Genomic DNA, 22,923 nt, shown 5'->3' with positions numbered 1-22,923 from the left:
GATCCCGAAGCCTTTTCTAATACTGCCGGGTATTATTCCGTATCCATGCTGTCGTGCCCGCGTTGTTTTACCAACTTGTTATAAAGACCAAATAACAGGAAAGGAGCTGCCCACTGGCCGATAAATAAGCTCATGTGTTTCTGACGGGCGATCTGCAGTATTGCAGCAGCTGTCATAGCGCCGATCGATGCCCAAAGGAACACATCACTTGGCAGTTTTGATGTTTGTTCTTCAATAGCCTTGGCAACTTTACCTTCCCGCTTGTCCTGCGTTTTAAACATCGTTTCCATATTATGTAATTTAAAGTTCTTAATACTGAAATCGCTGTAAATTCTATGCCACCGCAGCTCCCGGCACCCCTGCTTTTCAGCGGCAAAACATTAAGACAGGCACAGGGTGGAATAGTTTTTTATGTAATACAAATCATTGGTATCACTTCAATTACTTAATAAACTATTCACTATGCAAACCGATACAACGACCCTGAATTCAGCGCTGCAGGAATTTTTTATAACATCCCTGCAGGAAATGTACTGGTCGGAACTTAATCTGCGCAATACCTTAGCTACGATGACAGAAGAAGCAACTACCGTGAAATTGAAGAAGGCATTTCAATTGCACCGTGAGCAAACGGAAAAACATGCAAAGACCCTCGAAGAGGTGTTTACTTTGCTTGGCATTCCGCCACAGGCCGAACCCTGCGTTGGCCTGCAGGGACTGTTTGATGAGGGCTGGCAGGTGATCGACGAATCAGCAAAAGGCAGTGCGCAACGGGACGTTGCACTCATCATTGCAGCTCAAAAAGTGGAACATTATGAAATAGCTACCTATGGCAGCCTCATGACACTGGCAAATACCTTAGGTCATAAAGAGATCGTTGAGTTACTGGAACCCATACTGAAAGAGGAAAAAGAAACAGATGCTATTTTGAGTTCTATTGCAAAATCAGGGATCAATACCGAAGCCAGCAAAGAGCCGGCTCCGCTGACCTAGCGCCAAAGCCCGTCCTGGTTAAGCCACGACGGGCTTTTTTAATGTACCTGAATATCACGGCCGTTCGCCGCAAATGAAAAACGAAAAACGGTGAACCCATTGTCCCGCGCATAATCTATGGATGCCTTATGCAGTTTTGCGATCTGTTTTACCAGGGCTAAGCCAAGCCCGCTTCCCTTGATCATCGAGGCATTGGATGCCCTGTAAAAGGGTGTAAAGATCAATCGTATCTCTTCCGCCGACAGGGCTTCTCCCCTGTTCATAAAGATCACCGCTTTTTCGCTCTCGGTAAACCGCACAGTCACTATGGCCTTATTGTCTTTTGAGTACTGCAAGGCATTTTTCAACAGGTTATTGAATGCCATTGACAGCAAGGGCTCATTGGCATTCACCATCAACAATTCTTCCGAGGAGGCAGACCCTTCCAGGTTCACTTCTACCAAAGCATCGGGAAACAGGGTTTGAATGATCTCTACCGACGTGAACAATAATTCATCGAGCCGCACCCTCGGATAATCGCGCTCCGTTATGATCTTATTGTCAGACAATAACAACAGCGAATTGGTTATACCGGTTAAATTCCTTTGCTGCTGGTATAATTGTTCCAATGCATGCCGGTATTGTTTAGGATGTAAAGATTGTCCAAGCGCATTCTCAGTGATCCCGATCATGGCCGTCAGCGGCGTTCTGAGCTCATGGGAAGCATAATGCACAAAATCTTTCTGAATGCTGAAGGATTGCTGCAGCCTTTCCAGCATCTGGTTAAAATTGGCGGCAAGGCTGCTCACTTCTTCGCCCTGCCCTTCTTCCTTTAAACGGATGCCAAGATTCGCGGAGTTAATTTTCTGAAGATTGCTTTTTAAGGATTCAAGGGGAGCAATTACTTTTTTTACAAAGAAATAAGTGGCCGTCCACCCGATGATCACGCCCGCAAAGTATACAATGAACATCACCCATTTCAGAAAGGTCATCTTGCGGCGCCCATATTTATCAAACGCTTCGGCCAGAATGGTATATTCTTTATTATTCTGGTATATATGCATAGCAACCAGTTCATCGGCGCCTTTTGTTGTAAAGATGTGGCCATGGAGTTTTGCCATTGCCAATAACGCATTATCATACTGCAGTTTTATATCATCGATACTCGTGTAAATCATCTGCCGGCCTTCAAAAATGATCACCTTTTCATTGTATAAGCTGTTTAAGGTATTCCGGTCGATCACCTTCAACAGATCTTCGTCAACCTGCTCCACTTCGGTCAATAATTTAAAGGTGGTAAGCGCACGGTCCTGTAACCTGCGGTAAAACTCATCTTTGCGAAAGTCTGCAAAAGAAAAATAAACTATTAAAAGCGCTATAGCCAGAAAAACGGTAAAAAGCACTGAAAACCCAATGGCGAACCGTACCCGTAAGCTTTTCATACATCAACCGTTTACTGTTCTGCAGAAAGATAATAACCAAAGCCAGGTTTTGTGTGGATCAATTTGTGGGGAAATGCCTTGTCGATCTTATTCCGCAATAAATTTATATACACTTCGACGGTATTATCGCCAACCCTGTATTTTCCCTTCCATACCTTCTTTAACATTTCTTCTTTTGAAACAGGCAAACCATTTCCTTCAGCCAGCAGCACCAGCAAATTGAATTCGGTCTGGCTTAACCTGATCATTTCCCGGCCCCTGAAAACCTCTTTTCCCTTCAAGTCTATATTCAGATCACCCACCTGGTAAAATCTTTTTCCACCCGGCGCCATTTCGTATCGTTTCAGTACTGTTCTCAGCCGGGCAATTAATTCCTCCATAAAAAAAGGTTTGATGATATAATCATCCGCGCCTGTTTCAAAACCCTGCAAGCGGTAGTTCACATCGCTGTAAGCGGTCAACATCAGAACAGGCAAACCGGAATGATTCTTTTTTACGATAGCAGTGGCCTGCCAGCCATTGATACCGGGCAGGCCGATGTCCATAATAACAGCATCGGCAATATGTAAAGTCTCCGAAGCGATAGCGTCTTCCGCTTTTTTGTAGGCAAATACATCAAAACCATTCCGGATAAGGCTTTCAACCAGGTTTTGTTGAACGGCCGCTTCATCTTCAATAACAATGATGCATTTATTGGTATCCACTTATCCATTTTAGTTATACAAACTACATAATGACAGGCACTAAAAAAAATGATCAATATCAGGCTTTCCGGCAGCCATAAGGGAATCCCTGTAAGCAGCAGATTAAATGCATGGCTTTAAGCCCTTTTTAAGGAGTGTTTTGGTAATTTGATATTAGCCTGAAAAAAATAACACAGGCGGTTCCAATAAAAATGGCACTTACATTGGTAAAACATTCCTAACCTCTACCCACACGATATGAAACGTATTCTGGTTCTTACCGAATGGTTCTATCCGGCGTTTAAAGCCGAAGCACTAATAAGCCCCTGCAGCAAGTTCATCCATGAACTCTCGCCGCACCATTGCTTTTACGTATTAACCTCTGACCACGATAAGGGCGACAAAACCCCGCTTACAGGCATTGTGACGAACCAGTGGACTAACCTTACCCATAAAAGCGTGATAAGGTACGTGCCCGGTAAAAACATGAATGCAGCTGGGTTAAAGCAGATCATCAGGAAAATAAACCCGCACGCCATCTATATCAACACGATGCTGTCCCTGCGCTTTTCGCTGATGCCGCTCTACCTGCTTCAGAAAACGGGGTTTACCGGTAAAATAATTATTGCGCCGGGAGGAACGCTGCAGCAAAGGCATTTTGGCGTTAATGCGCTCAAAAAGAGCGCTTTTACATTTCTCCATGCCCGTTTTCGCTCACAGTCTGCCATCTATTTTCATGCGCGGGATGAACAGGAAGTCTTCCTTATAAAAAAATATTTTGGGCAAAATACTCCGGTAACGTTAGCCGTTCGCGAACTGTTATTTCCCTGCATCCCCGAAAAAGCTTCGAAAAGAGTAAGCGGAAAGGTCTTACAGTGATGGCTAGATGAGTGAGGTGCGCACGCCTACAGCAAGGTACCGCAGAACTTGCAAAAAACGGCATCCTTGTCATGTCCTTCCCGGCCACAACCCGGGCAGGTTTCATGGCCATGTGTTCTCTTTCGGGCGGCATTGGCCATTTCTGTGGTGATGATACCGGTAGGCACTGCAATAATGCCATAACCAATGAACATCATCAAAGAGGCAATGAACTTGCCTACCGGGGTCACAGGGGCAATATCGCCATACCCTACGGTGGTAACCGTTACAATCGCCCAGTAAATACTGTCGGGAATGCTGTGGAACCCGTTCTCACCATTTTCAACCAGGTACATCACAGAGCCCATGATGATCACCAGGCTCAATACGACCAGCATGAAGATGGTGATCTTTTTCAAACTGGTGGCCAGGGCTATTTTCAGGAATTCCATTTCCGTTAAAAAATGGGTAAGCTTGAAAATACGGAATACCCGCAGCAGTCGTAAGGCACGAAGCACCAGTAAAGATTGCGCACCCACAAAAAAGATACTCAGGTAAGAAGGAATAATGGCCAGCACGTCGATGAAACCGAAAAATGAGAACATATACCGCACGGGTCTTTTAATACTTATTAAACGCAGCAGGTATTCCAGGGTGAACAAACCGGTGAAGATCCATTCCATCACATAAAAGATCCGCCCATACCGGGCATGATAGCTTTCAATACTGTCGAGCATGACCACCACAATGCTTGAGATGATCAGGAACAGCAAGGCAATATCGAAAGCCTTGCCGGCCCTGGTGTTCGATTCGTAGATCGTATTATGCAGGCTGTTCCGCCAGGATCTCCGGGCTTTTTCCATATTCAATTGAAATTAGGACGACAGACAAGTTCGTGAATTGATGGAACAATATCACGACCGCCTGGCGTATTTTTAGCAGGGAATACCAGTATGGCAGTTCCAGTTTACAAACAAGGCAAAAAAGCGGCCATGCCCCATTCCATCCGGCCGATGCTGGCTACGCTGTCTGAAGGCGTTATAAATAACGAGCAATACCTCTACGAAGTGAAATGGGATGGGTACCGCATCACCGCCTATGTGCAAAAGAACAAAGTGCGCCTGGAGTCGCGGGGCGGACTGAACTATACCAGCCGGTATCCCCTGCTGGTAAAGGCCCTGAAAGCATTGAACCGGAATATGGTGCTCGACGGCGAAGTAGTGGTCTTCGATGCTTCCGGTAAACCCCGCTTCAACCTGGTGCAGTTATACAATGAACATGATACACCCATCCATTATTTTGTGTTCGATATTTTATACCTCAACGGGTATGACCTCAAAAAGCTGCCCCTGACCACCCGCAAAACGATCTTACAGGAATTAGTCAAAGATAACGACCTCATTAAACTCAGTGATTCCTTTGATGATGGCGAAGCCCTGTACCAGCTGATGAAAGAAAAAGAATGGGAAGGTATCATTGCCAAAAGAAAAGACAGTGCGTATATAGAAAATGACCGCAGCTACTTGTGGTTGAAATTCCCGGTTAAAAAGTTAGATGAATTTGTGATCGGCGGCTGGGCAGAAAGCGATAAAGCCCGGTCTTTCCGCTCCATCTTATTTGGCGCTTATGACAAGGGAAAATTGATTTGGCTGGGACGCAGCGGCGGTGGTTTCAAAGAAAAAGAAATGCCGGGCATTTTAAAGCAGTTAAAGGCCCGGGAGATCGAAAACTCACCCTTTGTCAATAAAGTGCTCGATACAAAAGGAGCAGTGATCCATTGGGTGAAACCCGAGCTGGTGGCCAATTTCGAGTATGCTGAAATGACCGAGTCGGGCAGGATCCGCAAACCAGCTACCTGGAAGGGCTTCCGGGAAGATAAGGATCCCAAAGATGTAATTATTCCCGTGGTAAAAACGCTTAATGAAACCGCCTCAGCGGAAGTCGCGAAGGTAAGTCCCGCCAGCACCAAAACAGCAAAAAAGAAAAAACCGGGAAAGCGGCAGCGCCCCGCTCAAAAAAAGCAGCCCTACCTCAATAAAGACAGCGGCTGGGAGAAAGTGGATAAGGAACAGGCAGGCGCCAGCTGGCAGCCTTTTGACATGCCCCATTGCACCATCCCGGTTCACAACCTGGAACGGGAACTGTGGGAAGGCGTTCCAAAGGGAAAACTATTGATCTATTACAGCCAGATGGCCGGTTATATTCTGCCCTACCTGAAAGACCGTCCACAGTCATTGAACCTGAAACTCACCCATGCCGGCGGGCCGCGTATTTTTATCAAGGACATGGAGAACCGGCAGCCGGATTGTGCCGATATTTATACAGACCAACGGCGTGTGAAAAAAGCCGGCAAACGCACCCAAATTGATTACCTGGTATGCAACAACCTGGAGACCCTGATCTACCTGGTTAACCTGGGTTGTGTAGATGTAAATGTGTGGGCATCGCGAACAAGCCATATTGAAGAGCCAGATTATATATGGCTCGACCTGGATCCAACGATTGAAACAGCATTGAAAAAAGAAGCGCTTCTAAAAGCAGAAACCAATGGATTTGAAAAGGCCATTGAAGTGGCCATCGCGGCCAAAAAGCTGCTGGATAAGCGAAAGCTCACCGGTTTTATAAAAACCAGCGGCAAGACCGGTTTACATATATATATCCCCTGCAGTGGCATACACTTTCAGCAGGCCCGTGCCCTGGCTTATAAACTGGCCGACGAAATACATGAACAGGTACCCGATATCAGTACCAGGCAGGAATCCGTCAGTAACCGCGGCGATAAAGTATATATTGATGCCGGTCAGAATGATTATGCAGATACCCTGGCGGCTCCCTACTCCATCCGCCCTTATCATCAGCCATTGGTAAGTACGCCGCTGCAATGGAAGGAAGTGAAAAAAGGACTGGACCGCTATGCTTTTACCATGGACAGCATAAGCGCCAGGCTGCTCAAAAAAGGCGATCTGTGGAAAGAGCTGCAGCACCAGCCAATCATTACAGCCAATAATAAGGCCCTTCAACAAACAGGCAAATAAGGCGCGCCGGTGCTACCGGTAAGCCTTATTTGTAAGTGCCTGATGCAATCCTTACGGCATACACTCAACAATGACCTGGTTGTAAAATTGATCACAGGAACATACCACCGGAGGCTTCTATGCGCTGTGCAGTCACCCAGCGGGCTTCCTCAGAGCAGAGGAAGGCTACTACCCCACCAATATCATCCGGTTTACCAATACGGCCCAGTGCGGTTTGGCTGGAAATAAATTCCACCAGTCCTTCGTGTGACCGGGCAGCAGCCGTAAAGTCGGTCTCTATGATGCCCGGCGCCACCATATTCACATTGATCCTGCGCTGGCCCAGTTCCTTGGCCATATACCGGGTAAGCGTTTCAATGGCGCCTTTCATAGAAGCATAGGCTGCATAACCGGGCGTAGTAAATCTTGCCAGGCCTGTGGAGGTGTTAACGATGCGGCCGCCATCATGCAGCAGCGGCGCCAGGGTCTGGCTTAAGAGGAATACGCCTTTGAAGTGAATATTATAAAGTGTATCCAGTTGTTCTTCTGTGTTTTGGCCAAAAGGTGCGGCCCAATCGATGCCAGCGTTATTGATCAGGAAATGGAACCGGTTTGTATTCCAGCTTTTTTGCAAGAGTTCGGTCAGTTGGCCCTTAAATGTGTCAAATGTCTGTGCTTTACCGGTATTTAGCTGCAGCGCTGCCGCCTTACGGTTCAGGCCAGTGATCTCGGCCACCACTTTATCGGCTTCATCTTTTCGGTTATTGTAGGTAATAATTACATCATGGCCCTGTTTGGCCAGGGTTAGTGCTGCGTTTTTTCCCAGTCCGCGGCTACCGCCGGTGATCAGTGCGATCTTGTTTGTACTTTTCATATCTTTTGTAATTGCGTTTATTTTTCAACGCAAAGATGACCACGATCAAGAAGTTGATCATGGTGAGCATATAAGTATAAATGGTGACTATTTAAGATTTTGTTCCCTTTCCCCAGAACGGTCCTTTTCCCCCCTAAATAAGTTTTTTTTATTTTTTCTTTTGGTCTTATTTGCATTTAATACGTACCTTTTCCGCGTTCTTTACTTTAGCTAAAGAAAGTTAATCCAGGCTAACGATAACCACCCCCTCACCTACCGTAAGAATAACAGGCACGTCAATTCGACATGCCCAACCGGCTACATTTTACAACAACAGTTACGAAAACGGCTAAACGGGCCGAAAAGATTTCTTTTCCGGAGATCATAATGAGTTTCCCACGGTACGGCAAGAACCATTCATAACTCCCGGGTAAAGCAGGTTTCCTATGATCTGTTGGCACCCGCGGCTGTTATGCAGCAATTACATTTTTAAAAAATACTCTAACGTATCCAGGCAAATACTCCCTGGATTGCGATGAGGTAGTTATTACCATTCATTATTAACCTCAAATGAAAGACTAATGTACAAATCAAACACTCTTCAGCGTTGGCTGACAGCCTCCTTATTACTGGCCTCTATTGTATCGTGTCAAAAAGAATTATCAAATTCATCCGATGAGACACTCAACGACGATGACCTGAACAGGACCGTCAGAACCGAATCCCTCAGCAATCTTCTTTGGACAGACGATATTGATGGCTCCACTTACTTCAGTAACCATGTAAGCGTTCAGAAATCCACCTCTTATGGAATCACCTCTGCTACTACGCATTGCTACCAGGGGCTTAGATCAGCCCGCTTTGAATTAAGAAGCAGCGACCCGGAAACAAATGGCGGAACAAGAGCAGAGATCAGTTTCTTTCCCTTTTCGGCCAGCCTCAACCGGTGGTATGCATATGCATTATATGCACCCTCCGATAAATTTAAATACGATGATGAAGACGATGTGATCACCCAATGGCACCAGGGAGGCGGCGAAACACCGGCGCTCTGCCTGCGGGTAAAAGAAGACCGGCTCTATATAAGAATACTCGGCAAATGGAATGATATCGGGCCTTTTGTTAAGGACAGATGGCGGTCCTTTGTCATTCACGTCAAACACTCGGCCTACTCTGATGGTTTAATTGAATTGTGGTGCGACGGCACAAAGGTCATGCACTACGTTGGTGCTAACATGTATAAGGTAGGCGATGATTTCGATGTACCGAATATGAAATTCGGCATATATAAATCTACCTGGAATGGCAGCGGCACTTCCTCTACCAGTACCCGCGTACTTTACTATGATGATATCAAATTAGGTAACCAATACGCTACATATGAAGACATGGTGCCCGAACCCAGTGGCATTAAACCATCCAGTTCTTCGTCTGGTTCCACAACCAGTGGCCTGAGCGTTACCGACTTTAAACTGGTGAACGCTGCTACAGAAAGAGATGTAATGTCGATCACAAACGGACAAACGATCAGCCTTTCAGCGCTTGACCTCGATAAAGTGAATATCCGCGCCGTTACCTCGAGCGATGCAGGCAGCGTGAAGCTGGAATTAAGTGGCCAGCAAAGCGACTATTATATAGACAATTCGGCACCTTTTGCATTACATGGCGATGATGGTGACGGCAACTTTTACTATGGTAACTGGAATCCACCGGCCCTGGGCACCTATACCCTGAAAGCGACCCCTTACTCTTCGGATAAAGCCAGTGGCACTGCCGGTACGGCCAAGACCATCACTTTTACCTTTGTAAGGTAGAACTGATCACCAGGTGTTAGCACATGAACAACAAATGAACCCGCTTCATCATTGAGGCGGGTTCTTCTTTATGCGGGATCAATAATGGAATGATCATTCAAAGAAACGCCACTGCAGGTACCTGCATAATCCTTCCAGCTCGGGAAAGATAGAAAATGCGTTTACTCCGAGTGTGTTCAGGTCGTTTCGCAGATCGGGGATCCTTTCCGGCGGGACTTTCAATTTCAACAGTTTTTTCTGAAACCGGCTATTATCATTCAGCAGGCGTTTATCTACGATGTCAGAGGAAGAATGAATGCTGAAAACGCCAGACTGGTTATTGATGCGTTGTTTGATAAGCCTTGGCCTGAAAATTTTCGTTTCCGGCACCTCAAAGGGGTGTAAAGTATTCATATCCTTCACAAAATCGTCTTCCCCGGCCATCAGCATCCATACAATGCCCGAGGGATATTCCCGTCCATACCCTTCCACATGCGAAAAAACGGCAAACCACAGCGCCGTCAATGCATTGTTCGACCAGTCGAGCAACCGGGTTGGCAGGCCAAAGTGCTGGCCCAGGGTCAGATAATCCCAATCGTCCAATGCGCCATGCGGCTGGATCAGCAATGGATTGCTGCGCTTGAACTCATCGAGCATTTTCTGTTCCGCCTCCAGGATGTTTTCTTTTGCTTTTAACCGGGCAAGTTTCGGCATGAGCGGAAAATCGCCTGCCTGGCCACGGAATACAACGTCCTGCAATTCGTTGCCAGACTGGTAATCGCTTTTATGCTGTTTGATAAAAGAAAGATAATCTCCTATCGTTTCAACGGTAACTTCTTTCATAATGCTGTGTTATGGCGCAATGCCAGGCTTGTCACAGGTATCAGTATCCATAATTTGTGCCAGGCCTGCCGGCATAAATTGTATAAGCAAGGGCCGATGGCAGGTATTACTGTTGCAATTTGATTTTTCGTATCTTTAAAATAAGTTTTATTCCCACCATACCAAGGTGTATCCTATACGAATTAGTTAATCCTGATATTTATGTAGTTACAACCCCTCTCTGCCGTTCAGGTTGAAGCACTTTTTTGTAGTCGATTATCTGCGCAATTGAATGTACGTGACGAATGCTGAGCTGGTAACTCAACCAGCAGGAAATACTATTGTCCATATAATTACCAGATAAATCACCCATCTACTTATGAAAAGAACAATCAGCATCGCATTGGCAGTATTGGCTTTGCAGAACGGAAGCGCCCAGGCTCCATTTACGGCAGGAAATATTGTTGTATACCGGGTAGGCACAGGTCCTGCAACCTTGGGCAATGCCTCAGCGGCCGTTTTCCTCGATGAATATACCACTACCGGCACCCTCGTTCAATCAATTGCCATGCCCACCACAACCAGCGGTTCCAACAAGGCCTTAACAGCAACAGGCAGAGGTGATACCGAAGGCATACTTACCTTATCTTCCGATGGCCAGTATCTTGTGCTGACCGGTTATAATGCACCGGTGGGCATCGTCGGCATCGGAGGTACTTCCAGTACCAGCCGGCCAAGAACCATCGGCCTGGTGAAATACGATGCCTCCATCAACACGTCCACAGCGCTTACCGATCTTTCTTCCGCCAACTTTGTACGATGTGCAGTGTCAACCAATGGCACTGATCTTTGGGCCATTGGCGCCGGAAGTTTCAACACTACGGGCGGCGTGCGGTATGCAACGGTGGGGGCAGCAACCTCTACGCAGCTAACCGATCCCACAACGAGCACCGCCTTACCGAGAAGTTTGTCCATAACCGGTGGCCAGTTATATGTATCCGGTAATGCCAATGAGCCCCGGATCGGGCTGGTGGGTACCGGGCTACCCACTACCCCGGGGCAAACGATCAGTAATTTAGGCGACTTTCCCGATACCGTTACACCCGGGCATTTTGTATTACTTGACATAAACCCGGGCGTTGCGGGGCCTGATGTATTGTATTACACAAACGATAATACAGGTATAGAAAAATACAGCCTGGTGGCAGGGAGCTGGGTGCTGAACGGGACGGTGGGCTCCAGCGCTGATGATTACCGGGCGTTTACGACGAAGACGGCTGGCAATACCGTTACCCTCTATGCAACAAGAAGAGGGGGCAATAACACCACTATAAAGGGCGGACAGTTGGTGAGCCTTACCGATGCAAGCGGCTATAACGGGGCCTTTTCCCCCACGCCGGTCGTGCTGGCCAATGCCATTACCAACCAAACCGCGTTCAGAGGGGTTGCAGCTGCACCGGTGTTTAATGTATTGCCGATAACTTTAAGCGGTTTCACTGCAGGCAAAATAAATAAAGACGTACGATTGAACTGGACAGCCACCGAAGCAAGGGCGTTCAGTCATTTTGAAGTGGAACGTTCAATGGATGGGCTCCAATTTTCCGTTATTGGAAAAGTACAATTACAACAGGCCGACAATGGCAATAGTTCGTATACCTTCACAGATTTTGGCATTCTACAGGCTGCAGTGAACAATACATTGTACTACCGCTTAAGAATGGTCGATATCGATGGTAAGATTGACTATTCAAAGATCGTGCGGGTAACGGTTGATGAAAACCCGTCCCGCCTGATCAGCGTATACCCCGATCCTTTCATCCATGAAATATTTGTGAAAGCAGCCATTGCAACGGGTGGTAAGATCGAACTGTCGCTTGCTGATGTGTGGGGGCGGCTCATTATTGCTAAAAATACCTTCCTGCCCTCAGGAGAAAATACCATTTCTTTATCGCTGCCGGCCCAATTGCCAAAAGGGATCTATTTTCTGCTGGTAAAGATCAATGACAAACTTACTACTACAAAGCTTGTTAAATAAACAGGGTCATTAAAAAATAAAGCCTGCTACACTTCTAGTGTGGCAGGCTTTATTTTTTTTAAAATATTAAGGCGCTTTCAATTCAGCAATTTCATTGAAGTCTGATTGCGGATTATCTTCGCCGGTCATCAACGCATAAGTAACTACATTCGAAATGGCGGAAGTAATATCATCAACCTTTGGCTTCCCCGCATAAGGGCCTGAGCTGTAAATATCACTTGGGTCTACACAGGCGCCGCACAGATCGCCGCCCTGATCGGGGCAGGAAGCTGTTCCGGCAGACAACACATACTTGGTGGGATCATACTCCTCACCCGGTGTGCCCGTAAAATCGAACCAGGTACAGGTGAAATTTGCCATGTTTTTTGATTCCACGGTACGGAATGCAAAAGATGCAGTAATAGCAAGCACAAATACCATAACGGACATACCCATTTTGAAGCGTTTCATAGTTTAAATGAATTTTTAGTTATTAAATGTATAAACATGCCTGCATCGGCGGGCGCAGACTTTACCCTTTTTGTTGCAACAAAAATCTATTGATAACCGGCATCGCCACAAATTTATGCAGTGACTGCCTGGCTGATTAATTCCGGTATAACCTGAGCATGATGTAAATAGCTCTTATTGTTATAGCAATAAAGAAGTAGTTGAATACGAGGTGCTGGGTCCATGACATTAAGGAAATAACCCCACCACAAACACAAGGCAGATTGTGCGAATAAGCGTTCAGGATGTAAATAATATATGCCGTAAATAAAGTGAGCAAAAGAAGGGAAAGATAATAACCTGCCAGTTTTGTTTTATTGAACAGCAACAGCAGGCAGGCTGCTATTTCACTTACAGGTATCATCCAGGCAAGCACATGTAAATAAGGGCGTAACACAGGCGATTTAGCCATGGCTTCCTTAAATGCAGTCAGGTCAACGAATTGAAAGCTTTCCCAGGTAAAGGAGGCGCCGTAAGAAAAGAGGTGTAATTTACTGGCAGCCGTATATGCAAAGAGAAAGATGAGAAAGTAGTTGATCCTGATATTCCTGGTTACCCAGTTATACATCATTGAAACCCGGGTAGCGGATCCTGGTTTTCCCATGTTCTTTAACCAGTGCAGATATGTCATAATAAGGGTTTAATGGTAAATTACAAGGTTAACTAACACTATACAGTAGCTGAGCTTTTTGCTATCGTATTTCATGTCAAAGCTAAGATCATATCAAACGAAAAAATAATATTACAGGGGTTAAGTTAAGGGACTGCTTGCTAATCCCGATTGGCAGGTACATAGAAGTGTGTACGGTAAAGCAGCCTGCGGGTGATTTTCGGTTGAATTGATGGGTTATAGCACATGGAAGGCATGTGTAACCTGGACTCAGACAAGTCTCAAAACCCACTTAGAGCACTTGACACCCATTCCTGTAGCACTCTGGGCGCACCGTCGAGGCATGTCATGCTGAGCCTTCCAATCATTGATCACTTCCTTAAACCCGGCTTTGAATGGATGTCCGTAATGGGGTCACATGAACCGTCCATACCAGTCGCCCTGCCGGAGCCCATTTATTTGCCTTTATAATACGCTTTCATTATATACCAGGCCTTCTTCTTATCGCCTTTATCAGACAACAACCCTTTCCGGTTGTAGCCTTTCTGATAAACAGGGTGCATTCTCCCTAATGACCGGTAGTCAAACAACAGCCAGGGACATACTCCGCATAAGTTGGGGATCGTATTGAACATTTCTATTTGATCAGTATATATTTTTGCCTGGTAGTCTTCAGTCCAATAAGCGGCTTCATCGGGTGGCTCATGCCGGTTGCCATATAAAGCTTCACCGCCAAACTCAGCAATAAATACCGGTTTTTCGGGACAGACCAATTTCCATTTTGCGGCTGCGGGTAAACCCTGCCAGGGAATGTACCATCCAATATATTCATTGATGGAAATAATGTCGGCATGCCGGTGAAGTGTATCCCATACATCGAAGGAATTGTTTTCGTATCGCTGGGTATTTATAACATGCGTGGTCAATCGTGCAGAATCAATGGCTTTGCATTTTTTTGTAAGTTCAGCAAGTGCTTTATTACGGCCCGGCGTTCCCGGATAGGTTTCGTTCGAAAGGCTCCAAATGGTGACCGCGCAGCGATTTCTGTCTCTGCGGATCATCTCCTGAAGCATTATCTCCATTTTAGGTACAACTGAACTATCGGCAAATTCAATATGCTGGTATACCGGCATTTCGCTCCATACCATCAACCCCATCTTTTCAGCTTCTTTAACCATATGCTCGTTGTGCGGATAGTGCGCCAACCGAACGAGATTACACCCTAACTCTTTGGCTGTATTCAATAATAAAACAGCATCCTCTTTTGAAAATGCACGGGTTCCTTTGTTTGGATTTTCTTCATGAATATTAACCGCTTTCAAAAAGATCTGTTTTCCGTTTAGCAGTACTTTGCTTCCTTTCACTTCAATAGATCTGAACCCTATATTATCTACAACGGTATCCGTTTCAGTTTCGATAATTACCATATACCGTTTGGGAGATTCAGGAGACCATAACTCAAAAGCGGATGAAAATTCCACCTTTGCCACGCCTTCATTGTCTGTTCTTGCTTTATAAAGGATCTTGAGTTCGGGAATCTTGATTCTGATATTCTGCGCTGATCGCATTCCATTCAATCGTACCCAACCCAAAACAGTATTTAAACTGCCCTTTTTTAATTGAATGCTATAATCTTCAATATACGTGTTGCCGGTTTCAATAAGATGAACATCACGTGTCATGCCGCCATAGTTTAACCAATCGTACCCAAGGCCCGGCAGTCCGTTCTTGTGACGCATATTATTTACTTTAACAACTATGGCATTTGATCCCGCTTTTACTTTGCCGGTAATTTCAAACTGAAAAGGAGTAAATCCACCTTCATGGCTTCCTATTTTTTCACCATTCAAATACACATCGGCCGAATAATTAATAGCCCCGAAATGAAGAAAGAGTCTCCTCCCCGTTTGGATGGTATAATTAAATTCTTTTTTGTACCAGACTGTTCCTTCATAATAAGTCAGTTCGCACAATTGGGAATTAAAATCACCGGGCACTTTCAATACCGGAGCGCCCTGAAACGAATACTCAAAAAAGTCGGTTTTCTTTTGTGGTTTTTTTTCTAACCAAACCTGTTGCCATTGACCACTTCCGGTTGGGTCTATAATAACGCTCCATTCACCATTTAAACTCGTTAAATTCCTGGATTGGATATTTATCATTGCGGTCTGGGCGCTAACAATCTCTGCGATATGAAAAATGAACAAAAGAGCCAATACCCATTCTTTCGTTCTTTTGTTTTTATTCATTATAATGATCTTCCTTTATATTTGAGTAATTCCCTTCCATTTGTCTGTATCAAGCTTTAACTTACATGAGAAGGCGCTGTTTAATGCTGTCGCGAATTATCATTACACACAAAAGGTAAGTTGTATCCGCTATCGTTACCATTAAAGGGCAATCGGTCGAATATTGTATTGCTGCCCTTTCTTCATTTTTATTGAAAGTACGAACGCATCACCTTCCTGTTTTGCCCTGGCTGCATTAACAATGAAATCCCTGTTGTTCCTGATCCGGCATATGCCATCATTGGCTGCCGTGACCGTGGCTTTCATCAGTTTCCCTCCTGCCCATTGTATATCTATAGTAAATCCGCCACGGGCTTTCAGTCCTCTTACGGCTCCTTCTTTCCATGCAGCTGGCAGGGCGGGTAAAAGATGTATTTCTCCCAAATGGCTTTGCAACAGCATTTCCGTCATACCGGCGGTTCCGGCAAAGTTGCCATCTATCTGGAACGGCGGATGCGCATCAAACAGGTTTGGGTAAGTGCCGCCTCCGCCTTTTCCATCGGCGCCGGAATAGTTCAGCAGCTGACGGATGAGTTTGTAGGCATGGTCGCCATCCAGCAAACGCGCCCACCAGTTGATCTTCCATCCGCGGCTCCAGCCGGTACCGGCATCTCCTCTTATCTCCAGCGTTTTCTTTGCTGCGGCAAAAAAATCAGGCGTATTGTTCTTCGATATCTGCCGGCCAGGATGCAAACCAAACAGGTGCGATACATGGCGGTGCTGCGGATCCGTTTCTGCAAACTCTTTATACCATTCCAGCAATTCGCCCTGGCTTCCTTTTTTTAGTGGATATAGATCCTTTTTTACTTCGATCAGCCGGTTGCGGAATGACAGATCTGTATTCAACGCTTCGGACGCTTCAATTACATTAGTAAAAAGGTCCCAGATGATGGACATATCCATCGTTGTAGCAACAGATACCGCCTGTGCCCGTCCTTTTTCATCGCGGAATTTATTTTCCGGAGAGGTAGAAGGCGCCGTTACCCAATAACCACTGCTGTCCTTCACCAGCCAGTCAAGGCTGAATAAAGCAGCCTGCTTCATGAGTGGATACGCTTCTGCCAGAAATTTTTTATCCCCTGTAAATGCGTAATGCTCCCACAAATGCTGGCAAAGCCAGTTGCCGCCCATATACCAGTTGGCCCACACGGGATCTCCGGCCCCAAGGTCTCCTACCGGGTTGGCGCAAGCCCAGATATCGGAATTATGATGCGCCACCCAGCCATTGGCATGATAAAACTCACGGGCTACCCGGGCGCCGGTTACAGAAAGCGCCTTCAACCACTGCAGCAGCGGCATATGCATTTCAGACAGATTGGTGCTTTCTGCCGGCCAGTAATTCATCTGCGTATTGATGTTGATCGTATAGTTGGAGCTCCAGGGTGCTCTCAATTCTTTGTTCCAGATGCCCTGTAAATTAGCCGGTGGCCCTCCCGGCCGCGATGAAGAGATCAGCAGGTAACGCCCGAACTGGTAGTATAGGGTCTCCAATGCAGGATCATACGCACCTTCAGAATACGCTTTTAATCGTTTGTCTGTAGGCAACAAACTGGAGCTATTGGCTGCAACGCCAGTATCCTTAAGTATAAACGAAACGCGGTTAAAATAGCGTTGAAAATCTTTCACATGCTGCTGTCGCAAATCAGCATAAGACCTTTTTGCGGCCTCGTTGATCAATGTAGCAGCAATAGCCTGTTCATCTTTTCCCTGGCTGTCGGGGCATTTATCAATACCATTGAAGCTGGTGGCAGCGGATACGATCAATACGAGTTCTGTCGCATGGCGCACCCGGAGGCCCGAAGTATCTGCAGTAATGCGGCCTGTTTGGGTAAGGGCTTTTACCCGGCACTGAAAGCGCATGCCGTTGCAGCCGGTAGTATCTTCATAGACAATATGCTGCCGGTCTTTAGGATTGTAATAGTTGGGGTCTACATGGGCGGGCGCCTTACCACGCATGATCACTTCATTATTCCCTTTTGCTGATAGTGTGTAATGCAAGGGGCTTTTCAATGCCACAGAAAGATCGATAGCGCCGGCAACGCTGGAGCGAATACGGATCACCATTACGTTGGCAGGCGCTGCGCAGAAAACTTCCCGCGTATATCGCACACCATTAACAGTGAAACGGGTAGTGGCAATAGCGGTTCGAAGATCCAGTTCGCGGTGGTAAGCAGATGGCGTATGTCCATTGAACAATTGCTTCAGGAGCAGGTCGCCCAGCGGCATATAGGATTCGGTAAAATAACCCTGCATCTTTTTGGCCAGCTCGTTTGCCTTTGAATAATCCTGTTCTTTCAGCAACGCTTCCCGCACCGGGGAAAGATATTGCCAGGCGTTGGGATTGATCTCTTGTTTTACCGGGCCGCCGCTGTAGAGCGTACTTTCATTCAATTGGATAAGCTCTTCCTCCACCCGTCCGAAAACCATTCCACCTATATGACCGTTCCCAACGGGCAGTGCCTCCACCCACTGTTCAGCCGGCTTATCGTACCATAAGCTGAGACCGGACTGTGCACTTGTTTGTTGGGACACAGTAAACAGGAGGATAATAAGCGGCAAAACAATGATATGCATAGAGTAGAAGTCTTTTATACTTGAATAATTCTATTATTACTTTGACTGTCTTATTGCATTGGGATCAACGACATAGCAAACCCACCCCTGCGAAGCAACTTTACATCAACGGAAGCTGCTCTGTCCACAACCATGTATTGCGTTGCAAAGCTTTATCGTGTTTTCCATCGGCAATCAAAGTCAGTTTATATTTTACGCCATCCGGTAAAAAATCAAAATTAATTATTTTCCTTTTTTCCTTTTGCTCTCCATTAATGCTCCCTATATACCAATCATTTCCTTTGCGGCGGGCCATATCTGCCTTTGTTTGCTTCTTATAATTTTACCACCATTTTTTTTCCTGTATAGGTGATCACCTTGTCTGCCTGGCGCGTTACATTTTCTCCAACACCTTTATTCATACCAACGATCACTATGTTGAATTTTCTTTCATTAAGCATTCCCGGGAACGAACCAGTTCTATCACCTATGCTTAGCGTCTTTTTTGCATCATTCCAGGTGAAAGTGATCGTTGAATAAACGCCTTTCTCATAATTGTAATTATCGTTCTCGTCTTCGTACAAAACAAATTTCCCGTTTGCACCGGGATAAATTCGTATTTCCAGGTTGTCCCATTTTTTTTCTGCTGCATATTGAACGGAAGGACCTACAGGAATGACAGCACCTGCTTTCACATAAAGCGGAATGATATCGAGGGGCGTTTGCCTGCTCACTTTAGTACCGCCGGAAAATCTTTCAGCAGTCCAGAAATCATACCAGTCAATCCCGGCAGGCAGATAGGTTTCTTTTGCCCTGATCGTGCTGAAGTCTTCTACCTGTATCGTTTCTTTTTCGCTAACCCCCGGCTTTACATACATCGCATTGGTGACCGGACTTACCAACAGGGACTTACCGAACATATATTCATCGTTAATATCCAAAGCATTTTTGTCTTTTTGAAAATCCATTACCAGGCCCCGCATCATGCTCGATTGATTGGCTGTCACATCCCATGATGTGGAATAGATATAAGGCAATAAATGATAGCGCAGGTTGATGTATTTTTCAATGGCATCGTAATATTTACTTCCTTTCTGTCCAAATTGATAAATTTCCCTTGGTGCATCTGCTCCATGCGAACGCATCATGGGAGTGAAAGCTCCAAACTCCATCCAGCGAACATATAATTCACGATATTCCGGGTCGTCTAACTTTCTTTTAAACCTTGAAAGAAAGAATCCTCCAATATCAGCATTCCAATAAGGGATCCCAGTAAGTGAAAAATTCAAGCCTGCAGAGATCTGGTTCCTCAAAGCGCTCCAGGATGAGGTCACATCACCCGACCAGGTGTTAGCTCCATACCGTTGCTGACCGGCAAATGCTGAGCGTGTGAGGATAAACACCCTCTTGCCCGAATCGACGGCACGTTGATGCGTTGACACCCCGCCCACAGTCATCAGAGGAAATGCATTGCGAACTTTCCTGAATGATCCCAAATATGTTTTATTATCAAAATCTGAGGGTTTAACATCAAGATGATCTGGTTCTGATGAATCCATCCACCAGCCATCCAGCCCGAGTACATACATGTCTCTCAAATATTTCCAGTATATATCACGGGCGGCAGGATTGTATGGATCATACACCCGAACACCAGAAGGATAATCACGTCTTAGCGGCCATTTTTCTGAACCTGATTGCGGCCATGTTGTAAAATCCATCAAGGCCCCTATCTTATCCAACTCTTTGTATTGTTTTGTATGGGGGCCAAACGAATTCCAGATAGAAATGATCATGTGTGCATTCATACTGTGCACATCGCTCACCATTTTTTGCGGGTTAGGAAATTCAGGATTTAAAAAGTCCATTGCATTCCACAAATAGTTGCTTCCCCAATATTGCCAGTCCTGGATAATACCATCAAGAGGAACACCCAGCTTGCGATATTGCCTTACTACATCTACTAATTCATCCTGGCTTTTATACCTTTCTTTACTTTGCCAAAAGCCAAAAGTCCACAATGGGAACATGGGCGCCTGCCCCGTCAATTCACGCATGCGTGCAATAACACCATCAGCATTGCCACCGTACATGAAATAATAATCTACACCGTCTCCAACCTCTGATTTAAACGAGGCGCCTTCGGCATTATCAGTAAACACCGTGGGAGAATAATTGTCCCAAAAAACACCATATCCTTTTACCGACTGGAAGAAAGGAACGTAATCATCCAGGTTTCCCTGCACCATGTTCAGCGTTACATTACGCTGACTCATCCTGCCTTCCTGCTGTTGACCAAGTCCATATATGGGTTCATCTTTGTCCAATTCAAATAATTGCTGCACGGTTAAAGTTGTATTGCCTGCATCATTGAAAGGGCTGAACTTTACACCGTGTTGTTTTTCTTTCAGCAATAATTCACCTTTTACTGTTGAATATATTATGTCACCGGTTTTCAGGTTAAGCGCAACATTGAGTGCTGTCGTTCTTACGTTTACCAAATCACCCTGCTGCTTAACATTGAAGGCTGTTTTTTGCGGCTTCTTAATAACAGAAAGACTTTCTTTAGTGAAAGGGCGACCATCAGGAGATTTAAGCACCCGTACAGTTGAAGGACTATAATACTGAACTTCGATCGCAGTGGAATTGATCACTGCCTTAATTCCAAGATCTGTTTTTTGGCAGGATTGTGCTTTGCTAGTATTACTTATGGATAAAGCAGTTAACAAAAAGAAAAATGTGCTCCATTTAATCATGACAAGCCTTTTAATTTTGCTTAAGAAGTATTGGTTATGCAATCAAATTGTCAAACCTAACCCAAAAGCCCGCCGCTATTATTGTACAAAACAGACTTTTTTTGTCTTTAATCCGACCTTTTTATACCTTTTCCCGCCTCACTTCTTATAATCATATCGAAACCAGTCCACATCCACGTATCCCTTATCTTCTTTGGTATTAAAATTAAAGATGCCGATACGGTCTCCCCGGTAGCTGCCCCAGGTGAGTTGATAAGTACTTTCCAGGTTTGTATACAATTTTCCGTCTGTACTAAAAGCATAACGGCATGTTCCGTTGGCATCCCAGGTGGAGCGAAGCCAGATGGACTTCCCGGCAATGGCGACAATTATAGAATCCTTACCATTATGCGAATAAACCAGGCTGCGTATCCCATTTCCCTGCCTGATCCCAAACAGGCTATTGCTGGTAGTTGAAAAATGTGTGAGGCCTGCAAACTGACCATCGGCCATATAGCTGATGTCTATTTTTACGGTTGCTACATTGGCTGCTGTACGCATGCTGCGTTGGGTGAGTGTATTTCCTGCCCGAAGTATAATGCTTCCTTGTTTGTTTGAAGGAATGGGTGTAAAAGCATACAACCGGAGAAAACCGGTGCGTTCCGTTAAGGACCATTTGCCGGCTCGTGGTTGATAATTCCATTCCCATTGAACATTTAGATTTCCGGTATTAAAGGCATCACTGCTTTGAATGAAAATCTTTCTTTTATGGGATATAGGTTTTGCACCCCGCCAAACCATGCCGCCTATTGTGTCGGCGCCTGGCTCGCCAATGATGGGCCAACCATCGATCCAGTGAACAGGCAACAAACTGGCGGGGCGTCCTTCCCAATCACCACTACCATGGTGGGTGAAAAAATACCATTTGCCCGTTGGCACCTGCATCAATCCACCCTGATTCGGTTCCCTGTCAAGTTTCTTGTCAACATGGTTTAATTGTTTGATCTCCCAGGGGCCATAAATGTTCCTTGAACGTTCCATCATGATCACGCGGCCTTCCGCTTTCACTTCGCTGAAATAGTGGTAATAAAGTCCATTGATCTTATACAACTTATTTGCTTCACTACCGTGGGATTGATGTATGATGGAATCAGACTCCATGATGAGGCTTCTGCCATCAGGCGCCATTTTAAATAAATGAATGTTGTACTTTTTATTGTTTTTAGGGTCAAGGGCAAAATTGGTAGCAATAAAATAGAGCTGGCCATCGTCATCACAAAACGAACAGCAGTCGTCCCAACCTTTTACTTTCCATAAGTGATGAACAGGCTCCCAGGGCCCTGCAGGATTGGTTGCCGAACTCATAAAAAAGCCATCATCAGGTGTACCGAAATACACCCAAAATTTGTTCTTATAATACCTGATGGAACCTGCCCAAATGCCTTTGCCATAACAATTCATCCGGTCCCAGTTCAATTGCGGGCTAATGCGTGTAAGGTCATCAACCACATGACCGATAATTTCCCAGTGTACGAGGTTTTTGGAACGGATCACTACCATGCCCGGCGAAAACTGCATGGTAGAAGATATAGCGTAATAATCATCCCCTACCCGTATGGCATCCAGGTCGCTGAAATCGGCCGGAAGAACGGGGTTCACATAAGTGCCATTTCCCTGGTCGCCCCAGTTTCCATTCATTTGAGCGTGCGAACATAAACCTGCCAGTTGCCAGCAAAACAAGAGCCTTAAAAATCTGCGACGAATCATCTGAAAATT

General features: G+C 45.6%; 18 protein-coding genes. 5 read left to right on the top strand and 13 right to left on the bottom strand.

The window, feature by feature from the left end; translation table 11 throughout:
* Positions 1-32: 32 nt before the first annotated feature.
* Complete coding sequence (locus JT717_RS07330) at positions 33-290, bottom strand: hypothetical protein (protein ID WP_240347877.1); 258 nt, start codon at positions 288-290, stop codon at positions 33-35.
* A gap of 172 nt (positions 291-462) precedes the next feature.
* Between JT717_RS07330 and JT717_RS07325 the strand changes: the two genes are divergently transcribed.
* Complete coding sequence (locus tag JT717_RS07325; RefSeq protein ID WP_205509546.1) at positions 463-993, top strand: YciE/YciF ferroxidase family protein; 531 nt, start codon at positions 463-465, stop codon at positions 991-993.
* A gap of 38 nt (positions 994-1,031) precedes the next feature.
* Here the strand turns inward: JT717_RS07325 and JT717_RS07320 are convergent, their stop codons facing one another.
* Both JT717_RS07320 and JT717_RS28770 read right to left on the bottom strand, forming a co-directional pair.
* On the bottom strand, positions 1,032-2,414 hold the full coding sequence (locus JT717_RS07320; protein WP_205509545.1) for a HAMP domain-containing sensor histidine kinase: 1,383 nt from the start codon (positions 2,412-2,414) through the stop codon (positions 1,032-1,034).
* Positions 2,415-2,425: 11 nt separating this feature from the next.
* Positions 2,426-3,118 (bottom strand): response regulator transcription factor, encoded by a 693-nt coding sequence (locus JT717_RS28770; RefSeq protein WP_205509544.1) that lies wholly within the window; start codon positions 3,116-3,118, stop codon positions 2,426-2,428.
* 237 nt (positions 3,119-3,355) lie between these two features.
* On the opposite strand from JT717_RS28770, the gene JT717_RS07310 reads away from it, so the two are divergent.
* A complete protein-coding gene (locus tag JT717_RS07310) occupies positions 3,356-3,976 on the top strand; it encodes a hypothetical protein (protein ID WP_205509543.1) in 621 nt (206 codons plus the stop codon).
* Between the two features lie 26 nt (positions 3,977-4,002).
* Here the strand turns inward: JT717_RS07310 and JT717_RS07305 are convergent, their stop codons facing one another.
* Positions 4,003-4,818 (bottom strand): ion transporter, encoded by an 816-nt coding sequence (locus tag JT717_RS07305; RefSeq protein WP_205509542.1) that lies wholly within the window; start codon positions 4,816-4,818, stop codon positions 4,003-4,005.
* A 90-nt stretch (positions 4,819-4,908) separates the two neighbouring features.
* Here JT717_RS07305 and ligD point away from each other — a divergent pair, with 90 nt between their 5' ends.
* Positions 4,909-6,990 (top strand): DNA ligase D, encoded by a 2,082-nt coding sequence (ligD, locus tag JT717_RS07300; protein ID WP_205509541.1) that lies wholly within the window; start codon positions 4,909-4,911, stop codon positions 6,988-6,990.
* 91 nt (positions 6,991-7,081) lie between these two features.
* Here the strand turns inward: ligD and JT717_RS07295 are convergent, their stop codons facing one another.
* Positions 7,082-7,843 (bottom strand): SDR family NAD(P)-dependent oxidoreductase, encoded by a 762-nt coding sequence (locus tag JT717_RS07295; RefSeq protein ID WP_205509540.1) that lies wholly within the window; start codon positions 7,841-7,843, stop codon positions 7,082-7,084.
* 560 nt (positions 7,844-8,403) lie between these two features.
* Between JT717_RS07295 and JT717_RS07290 the strand changes: the two genes are divergently transcribed.
* The gene (locus JT717_RS07290) at positions 8,404-9,636 is read left to right on the top strand and encodes a polysaccharide lyase family 20 protein (RefSeq protein WP_205509539.1); all 1,233 of its coding nucleotides are present in this window, start codon (positions 8,404-8,406) and stop codon (positions 9,634-9,636) included.
* Positions 9,637-9,729: 93 nt separating this feature from the next.
* Here the strand turns inward: JT717_RS07290 and JT717_RS07285 are convergent, their stop codons facing one another.
* A complete protein-coding gene (locus JT717_RS07285; protein ID WP_205509538.1) occupies positions 9,730-10,458 on the bottom strand; it encodes an FRG domain-containing protein in 729 nt (242 codons plus the stop codon).
* 358 nt (positions 10,459-10,816) lie between these two features.
* Here JT717_RS07285 and JT717_RS07280 point away from each other — a divergent pair, with 358 nt between their 5' ends.
* Positions 10,817-12,472 (top strand): T9SS type A sorting domain-containing protein, encoded by a 1,656-nt coding sequence (locus JT717_RS07280; protein ID WP_205509537.1) that lies wholly within the window; start codon positions 10,817-10,819, stop codon positions 12,470-12,472.
* Between the two features lie 66 nt (positions 12,473-12,538).
* Here the strand turns inward: JT717_RS07280 and JT717_RS07275 are convergent, their stop codons facing one another.
* The 7 genes from JT717_RS07275 to JT717_RS07245 form a co-directional block, all read right to left on the bottom strand.
* On the bottom strand, positions 12,539-12,922 hold the full coding sequence (locus JT717_RS07275; RefSeq protein WP_205509536.1) for a DUF6520 family protein: 384 nt from the start codon (positions 12,920-12,922) through the stop codon (positions 12,539-12,541).
* Between the two features lie 136 nt (positions 12,923-13,058).
* Positions 13,059-13,592 carry a MauE/DoxX family redox-associated membrane protein gene (locus JT717_RS07270; RefSeq protein WP_205509535.1) on the bottom strand — a complete coding sequence of 178 codons (534 nt, stop codon included), beginning with the start codon at positions 13,590-13,592 and terminating at the stop codon, positions 13,059-13,061.
* 434 nt (positions 13,593-14,026) lie between these two features.
* Entirely contained in the window at positions 14,027-15,820 is a 1,794-nt protein-coding gene (locus JT717_RS07265) for a glycoside hydrolase family 2 protein (RefSeq protein WP_240347876.1), read from the bottom strand.
* 141 nt (positions 15,821-15,961) lie between these two features.
* On the bottom strand, positions 15,962-18,433 hold the full coding sequence (locus JT717_RS07260; RefSeq protein ID WP_205509534.1) for a glycoside hydrolase family 95 protein: 2,472 nt from the start codon (positions 18,431-18,433) through the stop codon (positions 15,962-15,964).
* Between the two features lie 100 nt (positions 18,434-18,533).
* Complete coding sequence (locus tag JT717_RS07255; protein WP_205509533.1) at positions 18,534-18,728, bottom strand: glycoside hydrolase family 97 C-terminal domain-containing protein; 195 nt, start codon at positions 18,726-18,728, stop codon at positions 18,534-18,536.
* A 19-nt stretch (positions 18,729-18,747) separates the two neighbouring features.
* Complete coding sequence (locus tag JT717_RS07250) at positions 18,748-21,168, bottom strand: glycoside hydrolase family 31 protein (RefSeq protein ID WP_205509532.1); 2,421 nt, start codon at positions 21,166-21,168, stop codon at positions 18,748-18,750.
* A 138-nt stretch (positions 21,169-21,306) separates the two neighbouring features.
* Entirely contained in the window at positions 21,307-22,914 is a 1,608-nt protein-coding gene (locus tag JT717_RS07245) for a glycoside hydrolase family 43 protein (protein WP_205509531.1), read from the bottom strand.
* Positions 22,915-22,923: the final 9 nt, after the last annotated feature.

Origin of the sequence: Longitalea arenae (assembly GCF_016924755.1) — a bacterium.
Lineage (GTDB): Bacteria > Bacteroidota > Bacteroidia > Chitinophagales > Chitinophagaceae > Niastella > Niastella arenae.
The sequence above is the reverse complement of the archived record's forward strand: the minus strand, read 5'-3'. Positions and strand labels throughout refer to the sequence as shown.